Below are 13909 nucleotides of genomic sequence, written 5' to 3' on the forward strand. Positions count from 1 at the left end.
TGCAGTTAAAAGCATAATCGGATTTAATGTATTTAAATTTTAAATAATTCTAATTTATTCAACCGTCACTGATTTAGCCAAGTTACGTGGTTGGTCAACGTCAGTACCTTTGATCAACGCAACATGGTAAGAGAGCAGTTGTAGAGGAACCGTATAGAAAATCGGCGCAATCAACTCTTCAACATGTGGCAACGGAATAATTTTCATATTCTCACTCGCTTCAAAGCCTGCATCTTGATCTGCAAACACATAAAGCAAGCCACCACGAGCGCGTACTTCTTCGATATTAGATTTCAATTTTTCTAACAGTTCGTTGTTAGGTGCAATGATAATGACAGGCATATCGGCATCAATCAAAGCCAATGGACCATGTTTCAATTCACCCGCCGCATACGCTTCTGCGTGAATATAAGAGATCTCTTTGAGCTTTAATGCACCTTCAACCGCAATAGGGTACTGCTCGCCACGACCCAGGAATAGAGCATGATTTTTATCAGAGAAATCTTCCGCCAGCGCCTCAATCACTTTATCTTGAGATAACATGCTTTCAATGCGCGCAGGCAGTGCATGCAGAGCATTAGCAATACTCTCTTCTAATTCAGGACTTGCGCCTTTAATACGTCCCATATAGGCGACCAGCATCAACAGTACGGTTAATTGCGTGGTGAACGCTTTGGTTGAAGCAACGCCAATCTCTGCACCTGCTTTAGTCATTAGTGCAAAGTCTGATTCACGTACCAATGAAGAGCCAGCCACGTTACATACCGCAAGAGACGTCAAATAGCCTAGCTCTTTCGATAAACGTAATGCTGCTAGCGTATCAGCCGTTTCACCTGACTGTGATAGCGTGATCATCAGGCTGCCTTTGCGATGAGCGGGCTTGCGATAGCGGTATTCAGAGGCAATCTCAACATCACAAGGAATGCCAGCCAAAGATTCAAACCAGTAACGTGCAACCATCCCCGCATTGTAAGATGTACCACAAGCTACAATCTGAATATGCTCAACTTGAGATAATATTTCACTTGCTTTAGGGCCTAACTCACTCAGATCGATGCCATTGTCTTTGCTAAAACGCCCTTCAAGGGTGTTTTTAATCGCCATTGGCTGCTCATAGATCTCTTTTTGCATATAGTGGCGATAAACACCTTTATCACCTGCATCATATTGAACATTAGATTCAATTTGCTCTCGTTCAACAGCCTGACCTTGCTTATCAAAGATACGTACAGTGCGACGAGTGACTTCCGCAATATCGCCTTCTTCAAGATAAATAAAACGACGTGTAACAGGCAATAATGCAAGTTGATCCGATGCGAGGAAGTTTTCACCCACACCTAAACCAATCACTAATGGGCTTCCCGAACGGGCTGCTACCAATAATTCAGGAGTACGACTATCCATGATCACCGTGCCATAAGCACCGCGTAATTGTGGGATAACGCGCTGAACCACTTCAACTAAAGCACCACCTTTTTGTTGTTCATGATGAACAAGGTGTGCGATCACTTCGGTATCAGTATCAGAACTAAAGATATAGCCAAGTTGCTTTAACTCTTCTTTAAGTTCTAAATAGTTTTCAATGATCCCATTATGAACAACGGCAATAAAACCAGAAGTATGTGGGTGAGCATTACGTTCACTCGGAACACCATGGGTTGCCCAACGGGTATGTGCGATCCCCGTTCCACCTGATACAGGGTTTTTCTCCGCTTCTTCCGCCAGCATTTGTACTTTACCAACTTCACGTAAACGCTGAAGATGGCCTTCATGATCAACGACAGCCATACCAGCAGAGTCGTAACCACGATACTCAAGGCGGCGAAGCCCCTCTATCAAAATTTCTGCGATATCACGTTGTGCGACAGCACCTACAATTCCACACATATTAAATTTATTCCTAAACAAAGGGCTCCAACCCTTATGATGTCGCTACCTGATTGTTGTTACAGCTTTTGCTGCTCCCCAAGCCTTGTAGAAAATGGGGTTTATTATATTTTTATCTTATTAACGCTACTATTGGAGAGGCACATTCACCTCTCCTAAAAATGTATTTTATTTTTTCTTCACTGGACGCTGCCAGTTTTTAATATGGACTTGTTTCACACGACTCACGACTAACTCACCTTCATTAACATCACGAGTTACCGTTGTACCAGCACCAATGGTTGCACCATTTGCAACGGAAACAGGAGCAATTAACTGGGTGTCGGAACCAACAAACACATCATCACCAATGATGGTTTTATACTTATTCGCACCGTCATAATTACAGGTGATCGTTCCTGCACCAATATTGACGTTTTCACCAATCTGAGCATCGCCCAAATAGGTTAGATGGCCAGCCTTAGAACCAACACCTAATGAGGCATTCTTCATTTCAACAAAGTTACCTACATGGGCTTTGGCTGCCAATTTAGCACCAGGACGTAAACGAGCAAAAGGACCGACTGTACATTCCGCAGATAATTCAGAGTTTTCTATCACAGAATAGGGGCTGATAACCGAGTTATCACCAATAACACAATTTTTAAGAATACAGCCTGATTGAATATGTACGTTATTACCTAACGTCACATTACCTTCAATAATCACATTCGTATCAATGATAATATCGCGCCCATGTGTCAATGTACCGCGAATATCAAAACGTTCAGGGTCAATTAGCATTACCCCTGCAAGCAGGAGCTTTTCTGCTTGTTCTCTTTGATAAATACGTTCAAGAGCGGCAAGTTGTAAGCGGTTATTCACCCCTTCCATTTCACTCAAACGGCTAGGGTGAACAGTTTCAATCTTGTTCCCCTCTTTATGAGCTAATGCAATAACGTCAGTGATATAGTATTCACCCTGAGCATTATTATTATCCAGTTGGGATAACCAACGTTTAAAGTCTTTACCACTTGCAACCATGATCCCAGTATTGATTTCTTGGATCTTACGTTGCTCTTCAGTTGCGTCTTTTTGTTCAATGATACCGACAACTTCACCGTTTTCACGGATGATACGGCCATAACCAGTTGGGTTATCTAAAATTACCGTTAATAAACCGATACCACCTTCAGGCTTAGCTTCAATTAAGCGTTGCAGCGTATCTTTCGCAATTAATGGCACATCACCATAAAGCATGATGATATCTTCATCATCTTGAAAGTGTGGGGCAGCTTGTTGCATTGCGTGCCCTGTACCGAGTTGCTCTGCTTGTAATACCCAATTGAGGTTTTGTTCACCCAATTTTTCTTTCAGTAAATCGCCACCATGTCCATAAACAAGGTGAATGTCTGATGCCCCAACAGATTTAGCTGTATCAATAACATGCTGAACCATTGGTTTACCTGCTAATAAATGCAGGACTTTAGGCAGTTCTGAATACATTCGAGTGCCCTTTCCAGCAGCAAGAATGACGACACTTTTTCTTTGCACAGTCATAATTTCCTGAAACTCCAACTTTGGGATAAAAGTAAACCTATTTCCTACATAAATTACTACATATTTCGCACAAATAAAAAAGCCAGTCAGGTATTAACCGACTGGCTTTTCTTTATACTGCCTTCATTACATCAGCTTTTTAGTTAACTCGATAACTCGAAGTTTCGCTATTGCTTTCGCAAGTTCTGCCGATGCCTGAGCATAATCAACATCACCGTGAGCTTTACGGACATGTTCTTCCGCTCTGCGTTTAGATTCCAGCGCACGCGCTTCATCTAAATCTTTACCACGGATAGCTGTATCAGCCAGTACGATAACGCCATTTGGTTGCACTTCTAAAATACCGCCAGAGAGGTAAATTAGCTCTTCTTCACCAAATTGCTTAGTAATACGTACCATGCCCGGTTTTATGGCAGTCAGCAGTGGGGTGTGCTGTGGATAAATTCCCAGTTCACCTTCACTACCTGTCACCTGAATTTTTTGTACCAGCCCTTCAAACATCTGTTTTTCAGCGCTGACAACTGTCAGGTGGTATGTCATTGCAGCTACCATATCAACCTCCCGTCAGCCTGATTAAAGCTTCTTAGCTTTTTCCACAGCTTCTTCAATGGTACCAACCATGTAGAACGCTTGTTCTGGCAGGTGGTCGTAATCGCCGTTCAGAATGCCTTTGAAGCCACGGATAGTGTCTTTCAGGGAAACGAACTTACCTGGTGAACCAGTAAAGACTTCTGCAACGAAGAATGGTTGAGACAGGAAGCGCTGGATCTTACGAGCACGAGCAACAACCAGTTTGTCTTCTTCAGACAATTCATCCATACCCAGAATTGCAATGATATCTTTCAGTTCTTGGTAACGCTGAAGGATAGACTGAACGCCACGTGCAACATCATAGTGCTCTTGACCAACGATGAGTGGGTCAAGCTGACGGCTAGTTGAATCCAGAGGGTCAACCGCAGGGTAAATACCCAGAGAAGCGATTTGACGGCTCAGAACCACTGTTGCGTCCAAGTGAGCAAAGGTTGTTGCTGGTGATGGGTCAGTCAAGTCATCCGCAGGTACGTAAACAGCCTGTACAGAGGTGATAGAACCTGTCTTAGTAGAAGTGATACGTTCTTGAAGAACACCCATCTCTTCTGCCAATGTTGGCTGATAACCTACTGCTGATGGCATACGACCTAACAGAGCCGATACTTCTGTACCTGCCAGTGTATAACGATAGATGTTATCCACGAACAACAGAACATCACGGCCTTCGTCACGGAATTTCTCAGCCATAGTCAAACCAGTCAATGCTACGCGTAGACGGTTTCCTGGTGGCTCATTCATCTGACCATAAACCAGTGATACTTTGTCAAGAACGTTTGAATCTGTCATTTCATGATAGAAGTCGTTACCTTCACGGGTACGCTCACCAACACCTGCGAATACTGAGTAACCTGAGTGCTCAATCGCGATGTTACGGATAAGTTCCATCATGTTTACCGTTTTACCAACACCCGCACCACCGAACAGACCAACTTTACCACCTTTCGCGAATGGACAGATCAAGTCCATGACTTTGATACCTGTCTCTAGCAGTTCAGTTGAGCTCGATAGCTCTTCGTAGCTTGGTGCAGCGCGGTGAATAGACCAACGCTCTTCTTCGCCGATATCACCTTTCATATCAATAGGGTCACCCAGAACGTTCATGATACGTCCGAGTGTTGCTTTACCTACTGGTACTTCAATTGGGTGTTCTAAATTTTTAACTTCTAAACCACGGCTTAGGCCATCTGATGTACCCATTGCGATACAACGAACAACACCACCGCCTAACTGTTGCTGAACTTCCAGCACCAGTTTTTCTTTACCGTTAACAACCTCAAGCGCATCGTACACTTTTGGTACTGCATCTTGAGGGAACTCGACGTCCACAACGGCGCCGATTACCTGGATAATCTTTCCAGTAGCCATCTTGAATCCTCTACGTAATTCGTAAACCTAGCTGTTAAACCGCGGCAGCACCCGAAACAATTTCGGTAAGCTCCTGAGTAATGCTGGCCTGACGAGCTTTGTTGTAAACCAACTGCAACTCTTTGATCAGGTTTCCACCATTATCGGTAGCAGCTTTCATTGCTACCATTCGTGCGGCCTGCTCACTAGCCAGGTTTTCAACGACGCCCTGATAAACCTGCGACTCGATATAACGACGCAGCAGGGTATCCAGCAACGCCTTAGGATCGGGTTCATATAAATAATCCCAAGATTTTTTCTTCAATGACTCGTCATTACTTTCAGGTAATGGCAGAAGTTGAAGAATAGTTGGCTCCTGAGACATTGTATTGATGAACTTATTGGTCACCACATACAGTTTATCCAAACGCCCTTCATCATAGGCTTGTAGCATAGTGTTAACTGGGCCAATCAAGTCTGAAAGCGTTGGGTTATCCCCCATTCCTGTCACCTGTGTGACAACATTGCCACCAACAGAGCCAAAGAATGATACTGCTTTAGAACCGATCAAAGCCAAGTCAACTTGAACGCCTTTTTCAGACCACGTCTTCATGTCTGACAACAGCTTTTTGAACAGGTTAATGTTCAAGCCACCGCACAAACCACGGTCTGTAGAAACAACCAGATACCCAACACGCTTAACTTCACGCTCTTCAAGGTATGGATGTTTATATTCCAGATTCCCTAACGCAAGGTGACCAATCACACTGCGCATAGTCTCTGCATAAGGACGGCTGGCCGCCATGCGTTCCTGCGATTTACGCATTTTGGACGCAGCGACCATTTCCATCGCTTTAGTGATCTTCTGCGTGTTTTGCACGCTGGCGATCTTGGAACGTATCTCTTTTGCGCCGGCCATTTCTGCTTCTCCTTTTAACCAGACGGCCCATTTAAATTTACGGGCCGAATAGTATTACCAGGACTGAGTTGCTTTAAATGATTCGAGCAGTTTTTTCAACTTGCCTTCGATATCATCGTTATAGTTACCCGCCTGGCCGATTTCATTCATAAGGTCAGCATGCTCGCGCAATGCATAAGAAACTAATGCAGCTTCAAACGCACCAATTTTCGCTAACTCAACATCTTCCAGATATCCACGTTCTGCAGCAAACAGAGACAGTGCCTGCTCTGCAACTGACATCGGTGCATATTGTTTCTGTTTCAGCAGTTCAGTTACTTTCTGACCATGATTCAACTGCTTACGCGTTGCATCATCAAGGTCTGAAGCAAACTGAGAGAATGCTGCCAGTTCACGATACTGAGCAAGTGCTGTACGGATACCACCAGAGAGTTTCTTGATGATTTTCGTCTGAGCAGCACCACCAACACGCGATACAGAAATACCCGGGTTAACCGCTGGACGAATACCAGAGTTAAACAGGTTAGATTCTAGGAAGATCTGACCATCTGTAATCGAAATTACGTTAGTCGGAACGAATGCAGAAACGTCACCAGCCTGAGTTTCAATGATAGGCAATGCTGTCAATGAACCTGTTTTACCTTTAACTTCACCTTTTGTGAAGTTTTCAACGTATTCAGCGTTAACGCGAGCAGCACGCTCCAGCAAACGTGAATGCAGATAGAAAACGTCACCAGGGTAAGCTTCACGTCCAGGTGGACGACGTAGCAATAGTGAAATCTGACGATACGCGACAGCCTGCTTAGACAGGTCATCGTAAACGATCAGTGCATCTTCACCACGGTCACGGAAATACTCACCCATCGCACAACCAGAGTATGGTGCTAAGTATTGCAGTGCAGCTGATTCAGATGCAGTTGCAACGACAACGATGGTGTTAGCTAATGCGCCGTGTTCTTCCAGTTTACGAACAACGTTAGAAATCGTTGATGCTTTCTGACCGATAGCAACGTAAACACATTTGATGCCAGAATCACGTTGGTTGATGATTGCATCGATTGCCAAAGCAGTTTTACCTGTTTGACGGTCACCGATGATAAGCTCACGCTGACCACGACCGATTGGAATCATCGCATCGACTGATTTATAACCAGTTTGTACAGGTTGATCAACAGATTGACGGTCGATAACACCTGGAGCAATCACTTCTACTGGTGAGAAGCCATCGTGCTCAACAGGACCTTTACCATCAATAGGTTCACCCAGTGTATTCACAACACGTCCTAGCAGGCCACGACCCACTGGAACTTCAAGAATACGACCAGTACATTTAACTTTCATGCCCTCAGCTAAGTCAGCATAAGGACCCATAACAACCGCACCAACGGAGTCGCGCTCCAAGTTCAATGCGATTGCGTAACGGTTACCAGGCAGAGCGATCATTTCACCCTGCATGACTTCGGCTAAACCGTGAATACGAATGATACCGTCACTAACGGATACAATCGTACCTTCATTGTGAGCTTCACTCACAACATCGAACTGAGCAATACGCTGTTTGATCAGTTCGCTGATTTCGGTGGAATTCAGTTGCATATGCTCCAGTCCCCTTAAGACTGCAAGACGTCAGTTAAACGCTCTAAGCGACCGCGGACACTCCCGTCAATAACGAGGTCTCCAGCACGAATAATCACTCCGGCAATAACAGACTTATCAATTTTGCAATTCAGCTTAACTTTGCGTGACAGACGTTTTTCCATCGCTGCAGAAATTTTGGCTAACTGCTGTTCATTCAATTCGTTAGCAGAGATAACATCAACTTCAATCGTTGATTCCAGGGTATCGCGCAATTGGATAAATTGAGCTAACACTTCTGGTAGCGTACTCAAACGCCCGTTTTCAGCCATAATACGAATCAGATTTTGAACATGCTCGTCAATTTCATCTCCACAAACAGAGATAAACGTTTTTGCTAACCTATCAGGGGCAATAGACCCAGAAAGTAGCTCACCAACCTGTTCATTGCGCGTCACCTCAGAGGTGAAGGCCAGCATATTTTGCCATTTTTCAACAGATTGATTTTCCACAGCAAAGTCAAAAGCTGCTTTGGCGTAGGGGCGAGCTACAGTAGCGATTTCAGACATGCCCCTCCCTCCTTACAGTTCAGCGACTAGTTTATCAACGATGTCGCTGTTAGCAGCTTCATCCACGGAACGTTCGATGATCTTCTCGGCACCTGCGACAGCAAGCATCGCAACCTGTTTACGTAGCTCTTCACGTGCACGTTTACGCTCAGCATCAATTTCTGCTTGGGCTTGTGCGACGATTTTTGTACGTTCTGCTTCAGCTTCTGCTTTTGCTTCTTCAATCATCTGATTGCGTTGTTTATTCGCTTGTTCGATGATGACCTGAGCTTCAGCTTTCGCTTTTTTCAGTCGGTCGGTTGCGTCGGTTTGCGCCAGTTCCAGGTTCTTTTTAGCACGTTCTGCGGAAGATAAACCGTCAGCAATTTCTTTTTGACGTTTTTCAATGGCCGCCATAATCGGTGGCCATACATACTTCATACAGAACCAAACAAACAGGACAAACGCGATAGCCTGGCCGAGGATTGTTGCATTTAGATTCACAGACAATACCTCTTATTCAATTATCACTTGATATTCAAAATAGTTAGCGGTTTAGGGCTAACTAGCAAACATCACATATAGGCCCAGACCAACTGCAATCATCGGAATAGCGTCGACTAGACCCATTACGATAAAGAACTGAGTACGCAGCAGAGGGATTAAATCTGGCTGACGAGCAGCTCCTTCTAAAAATTTACCACCTAGGATGCCGATACCGATAGCAGCACCGATTGCCGCTAATCCCATCATTACAGCGGCAGCCAAGATACCAAGTTCCATGATAGTCTCCAGTTTGTTTCAGTTTAATCAATAATTGATAGTTAAATTAATGCTCTTCAGATGCCATCGACAGATAGACAATCGTTAGAACCATAAAAATAAAGGCTTGTAACGTAATAATCAGTATGTGGAAGATAGCCCAAGGTAGGCTTAACAACCACTGTGACCACCACGGAAGCAGAGCCGCGATAAGAATAAAGATCAATTCACCCGCATACATATTACCAAACAGTCGTAGACCGAGTGATATAGGTTTTGATAGCAGGCTTACCCCTTCAAGAATTAAGTTGATAGGAATAAAAACTGGATGATTAAATGGCTGAAGAGTTAACTCTTTAGTAAATCCACCAATTCCTTTCATCTTAATGCTGTAGAAGAGGATTAGGATAAACACGCCAATCGCCATAGACATAGTGATACTGACATCTGCTGTTGGAACAATACGCAGAGCAGGTAAACCTAAATAGTGCTCACCAATGTATGGAATAAAGTCGATAGGGAGTAAATCCAGAAGGTTCATCAAAAATACCCAGACGAACACAGTTAATGCCAAAGGAGCAATAACTTTGCTCTTGCCGTGATACATATCACGAACGGTATTATTAACAAAACCAATGATCAGTTCTATTGCAGTCTGTAACTTACCGGGTACGCCACTAGTCGCTTTAACTGCAACTTTTCTAAATAGCCACAGGAACAGAGCCCCGAGAACTATCGAGAAAAAAAGCGAGTCAATGTTCAACGTCCAAAATGTTGGACTAGCGTGGGGATCGACCAACTCAAAGGTACGTAGATCCAACTGAAGGTTTTTCAGATGGTGACCTATGTACTCATTTGTAGTCATCACTTCTCCTGATGCAGACATGATGCCTCTTACCCTTTTGTAGTTTAAAATTACTTACCGTTTAAAAACGGCTGGTGCAACAATCTGAACAATTAGCACAGCTAAATAGGCCAAACCCAGTGGTGTTAATGACGCTTTAAACACACCAAAAGCAACAACTAGTACGATAATAGTTGTAACAACCTTTAGCCCTGCTCCTAATGCAAAGAACCAGGCAATGCGGACAGGTTCATCCTCTTCTTTTGCTTTCTGAAAGTGGACTAGCAGCATAAATACGATATTTGGTAACCAGCATGCTAAACCACCCGCAAGAGCAGAGGCCCCCCATTCTATACTATTTGCACAGAAAGCCCCACTGAGGATCACAAAAGTTATTAACTGAAAAGACAACTGCTTTACAGCATATTTGTTGTCGTAAAGGGATACAGACATAACTTTTTGTACTCCCAGCTATTCTCAGCCTCAGAAACGCTAAGTGTTGTATAAAACTGTCTTTGCTTAAATGTGTCAAGAGACAAAAACGAGCAAATTATACGGGCAGGCGAAATGAATTCAATCAGTAAGTAGCGAAAAGGTGAATAAATATTTAATTTTTTCGAGATAGCGCAGAAATGTGGCAATAATAATTAATAAATAGTTAATGACTTGACAACTAAAAACATTTTTCTGTGATGAGTGTCACAATATTTACTGTTCAGATTATTAGCGGACTCCCGCGTTCTCACTAAGAAAAAAAAGATTTGAGCCATAAATCAAATAATTAAAAGCGATATTTTTTAAACAAAAAAAAGCCATAATAAATCAAATATTTCATTATTAATTAACTAAGACACAAACTGGATTTATCTAAAATATCCATTTAGAGATATTTTTTAATCTCTAATGTTCATTTTTGCTAGTTATTCGTTATTACCGTGTAAATATCACGTAAAACCCGAATTGAGAGAATAAGGTAAAAATAAAAATAGCAGTAACATTGTAAATGCTACTGCTAAAGCTCTAAAAGATAAAAATTTATTGATGAAAAGCAACTTTATTTTAAAGATAAAATCACTAAATGACGTTGTTCATCAAGTTCAGGCACTTTCAATTCAACGATGGTATCAATTGAAAAATTATCAGGTAAGTCAGTCAGTTCCTCTTCACGCACCGCTCCCTTCAATGCATAGAACTTCCCAGAAGCATTTGGCAGATGATGGCACCAGCTCAACATATCACTTAAGGAAGCAAATGCGCGGCTAATTACGCCATCAAACCCTGCTTCAGGCTGATACTCTTCAACACGTGATTGAATCGGCTCAATATTATTTAACCCTAGCTCATGTTGGACTTGTTTGAGGAAGCGAATTCGCTTCCCTAAACTATCAAGCAAAACAAAATGCGAATCAGGTCGAACAATCGCTAACGGTACTCCAGGCAACCCCGGCCCCGTTCCAACATCAATAAATGATGTGCCCTTAAGCTGACCGTTCACCACTATGCTATCCATAATATGGCGGATTAACATTTGTTGAGGGTCACGAACAGAGGTCAGGTTATAAGCCTTATTCCATTTCGCCAGTAGTTCGACATATCCCACTAGCTGCTGCTTTTGTTGATCGGTTAATTCAATGTTCGCGAGAGCCGATAAGCGCGTTAGTTGTGCTAATAAACTCATTATTAAGCGCTCCTACGCAACATGCCTTGCTTTTTTAACCAAACAAGCAAGATGGAAATTGCTGCTGGAGTAATTCCCGAAATACGCGAAGCTTGACCAATTGAAGTTGGCTTATGATCATTTAGCTTAGCCATCACTTCATTTGATAACCCTTTGACTTGCTTATAATCAAGATCAACAGGCAATAAGGTGTTTTCATTGCGTAGTTGGCGCTCAATCTCTTCTTGCTGACGAGCGATATAACCTTCATATTTCACTTGAATTTCAACTTGATCCGCAGCTTGAGGATCGGTGATCCCCGGTGCAAAACGGCTTAGTGAAATTAATGTTTGGTAATCCATTTCAGGGCGACGTAATAAGTCTTCCCCGTTCGCTTCTTTAGAAAGCGGAACTGACAGTATCTGATTGATTTCATCATGACCTTCAGATTTTGGATGAACCCAAATATCTTTTAGGCGTTGACGCTCTTTCTCAATCAACTCAACTTTGTTGTTAAAGTGAGCCCAACGGACATCATCGACTAATCCTAACTCACGGCCTTTTTCTGTTAAGCGCAAGTCAGCATTGTCCTCACGTAACATTAATCGATATTCTGCACGAGAAGTAAACATACGGTAAGGCTCTTTTGTTCCTAGGGTGCAAAGGTCATCCACCAGCACTCCCATGTAAGCTTGGTCACGACGAGGGAACCAACCTTCTAAATCAAAAGCATATTGAGCCGCATTTAAGCCAGCTAGCAACCCTTGCGCACCAGCTTCTTCATAACCTGTAGTTCCGTTAATTTGACCAGCAAAGAACAAACCATTAATAAACTTACTTTCAAGTGTTTGTTTTAGGTCTCTAGGGTCAAAGAAATCATACTCAATAGCGTAACCCGGACGTACGATCCTTGCATTTTCCATCCCTTTCATTGAGTGGACAATTTGCATCTGTACATCAAATGGTAGGCTGGTGGAGATCCCATTAGGGTATATTTCATTGCTCGTTAACCCTTCAGGCTCTAAAAAGATCTGGTGAGCGTCACGATCGGCAAAGCGCATGACCTTATCTTCGATCGATGGGCAATAACGAGGACCGATCCCTTCAATGATCCCAGCATACATTGGGCTACGATCAAGGTTATTTCTAATCACATCATGGGTTTTTTCATTCGTATGAGTGATATAGCAAGGCATCTGTTGTGGATGTTGATCCTGTGATCCTAAAAAGGAGAATACAGGCATTGGATCATCACCAAGCTGTTGAGCTAATTGGCTAAAATCTATTGTTCTAGCATCAATTCTTGGTGGTGTACCCGTTTTTAAACGATTAACACGTAAAGGTAATTCTCTTAGGCGCTGTGACAGTGAAACAGATGGGGGATCCCCTGCTCGTCCACCACTGTAATTTTCTAAACCAATGTGGATTTTTCCATCAAGGAAAGTACCGACTGTCAACACAACTGCTTTGGCTTTAAATTTCAGCCCCATACGGGTTACCGCACCAGTAACCGTGTTATTTTCCACAATTAAGTCTTCCACGGGTTGTTGGAAGATCATGAGATTTGGTTGATTTTCTAAAGCCGTTCTTACCGCTTGGCGATAAAGGACGCGGTCTGCTTGTGCTCGAGTTGCACGAACAGCTGGCCCTTTACTGGCATTGAGGGTTCTAAATTGAATACCCGCTTTGTCTGTCGCGATAGCCATTAGGCCACCAAGGGCATCAATTTCTTTTACCAGATGCCCCTTACCGATCCCACCGATGGCTGGGTTGCAAGACATCTGGCCCAATGTATCAATATTGTGAGTCAGTAATAGGGTTTGACGCCCCATACGTGCAGCTGCCATTGCTGCTTCAGTACCGGCATGACCACCACCAATTACGATGACGTCAAATTGCTCTGGATAAAACATGTGTGAACCTTAACGTTAGAAAAATGCTGAGTGTTGCATTCGAGGAGAGAATTCTACTCAAGTTTTAAGGATAGACCAAGCTAAGTTGATCCGAGCCTTATTATATAAAGATCTTTTTATTTAAAGATCTCTTTATTAGATCTTTTATTAGGATCATCGATATCTGTGGATAACTGACTTTTCACTTTAAAGATCATAAAAGTGTAAAGGATCATATACTGTGAATGATCCGTGATCCTTTTGCGTATAAGCTGGGATCTAAAAGGGGGGTTATGCACAGGCACCCGACCCTTTAAAACTTATACTATGGATAACTACGGGTTAATACCG

Annotated in this window: 13 protein-coding genes; all 13 read right to left on the reverse strand. The window is 43.0% G+C overall.

What is annotated here, in order from left to right; translation table 11 throughout:
• Positions 1 to 54: 54 nt before the first annotated feature.
• Positions 55 to 1887, reverse strand: coding sequence for a glutamine--fructose-6-phosphate transaminase (isomerizing) (glmS, locus tag PR833_RS15705; RefSeq protein WP_004923999.1), 1833 nt, complete (start codon positions 1885 to 1887; stop codon positions 55 to 57).
• Between the two features lie 168 nt (positions 1888 to 2055).
• On the reverse strand, positions 2056 to 3426 hold the full coding sequence (gene glmU / locus PR833_RS15710) for a bifunctional UDP-N-acetylglucosamine diphosphorylase/glucosamine-1-phosphate N-acetyltransferase GlmU (RefSeq protein ID WP_004923994.1): 1371 nt from the start codon (positions 3424 to 3426) through the stop codon (positions 2056 to 2058).
• A 126-nt stretch (positions 3427 to 3552) separates the two neighbouring features.
• Entirely contained in the window at positions 3553 to 3978 is a 426-nt protein-coding gene (locus tag PR833_RS15715; protein ID WP_004923991.1) for a F0F1 ATP synthase subunit epsilon, read from the reverse strand.
• Between the two features lie 21 nt (positions 3979 to 3999).
• Positions 4000 to 5382, reverse strand: coding sequence for a F0F1 ATP synthase subunit beta (gene atpD, locus PR833_RS15720; protein WP_004923990.1), 1383 nt, complete (start codon positions 5380 to 5382; stop codon positions 4000 to 4002).
• 34 nt (positions 5383 to 5416) lie between these two features.
• On the reverse strand, positions 5417 to 6280 hold the full coding sequence (atpG, locus tag PR833_RS15725; protein WP_004923989.1) for a F0F1 ATP synthase subunit gamma: 864 nt from the start codon (positions 6278 to 6280) through the stop codon (positions 5417 to 5419).
• A gap of 54 nt (positions 6281 to 6334) precedes the next feature.
• Positions 6335 to 7876 carry a F0F1 ATP synthase subunit alpha gene (gene atpA / locus PR833_RS15730; RefSeq protein ID WP_004923988.1) on the reverse strand — a complete coding sequence of 514 codons (1542 nt, stop codon included), beginning with the start codon at positions 7874 to 7876 and terminating at the stop codon, positions 6335 to 6337.
• Between the two features lie 14 nt (positions 7877 to 7890).
• The gene (atpH, locus tag PR833_RS15735; RefSeq protein WP_004923982.1) at positions 7891 to 8424 is read right to left on the reverse strand and encodes a F0F1 ATP synthase subunit delta; all 534 of its coding nucleotides are present in this window, start codon (positions 8422 to 8424) and stop codon (positions 7891 to 7893) included.
• Between the two features lie 12 nt (positions 8425 to 8436).
• Entirely contained in the window at positions 8437 to 8907 is a 471-nt protein-coding gene (gene atpF / locus PR833_RS15740; RefSeq protein ID WP_004923980.1) for a F0F1 ATP synthase subunit B, read from the reverse strand.
• A 57-nt stretch (positions 8908 to 8964) separates the two neighbouring features.
• Positions 8965 to 9186, reverse strand: a complete 222-nt coding sequence (gene atpE / locus PR833_RS15745) for a F0F1 ATP synthase subunit C (protein ID WP_004923979.1) — start codon at positions 9184 to 9186, stop codon at positions 8965 to 8967.
• Positions 9187 to 9232: 46 nt separating this feature from the next.
• The gene (atpB, locus tag PR833_RS15750) at positions 9233 to 10051 is read right to left on the reverse strand and encodes a F0F1 ATP synthase subunit A (protein ID WP_004923976.1); all 819 of its coding nucleotides are present in this window, start codon (positions 10049 to 10051) and stop codon (positions 9233 to 9235) included.
• A gap of 33 nt (positions 10052 to 10084) precedes the next feature.
• Positions 10085 to 10462 carry a F0F1 ATP synthase subunit I gene (gene atpI / locus PR833_RS15755; RefSeq protein ID WP_004923974.1) on the reverse strand — a complete coding sequence of 126 codons (378 nt, stop codon included), beginning with the start codon at positions 10460 to 10462 and terminating at the stop codon, positions 10085 to 10087.
• A 601-nt stretch (positions 10463 to 11063) separates the two neighbouring features.
• A complete protein-coding gene (gene rsmG / locus PR833_RS15760; RefSeq protein WP_036942414.1) occupies positions 11064 to 11687 on the reverse strand; it encodes a 16S rRNA (guanine(527)-N(7))-methyltransferase RsmG in 624 nt (207 codons plus the stop codon).
• A 2-nt stretch (positions 11688 to 11689) separates the two neighbouring features.
• Positions 11690 to 13579 (reverse strand): tRNA uridine-5-carboxymethylaminomethyl(34) synthesis enzyme MnmG, encoded by a 1890-nt coding sequence (gene mnmG / locus PR833_RS15765; RefSeq protein ID WP_004923968.1) that lies wholly within the window; start codon positions 13577 to 13579, stop codon positions 11690 to 11692.
• Between the last annotated feature and the right edge of the window lie 330 nt (positions 13580 to 13909).

Origin of the sequence: Providencia sp. PROV189 (assembly GCF_028480065.1) — a bacterium.
GTDB lineage: Bacteria > Pseudomonadota > Gammaproteobacteria > Enterobacterales > Enterobacteriaceae > Providencia > Providencia stuartii.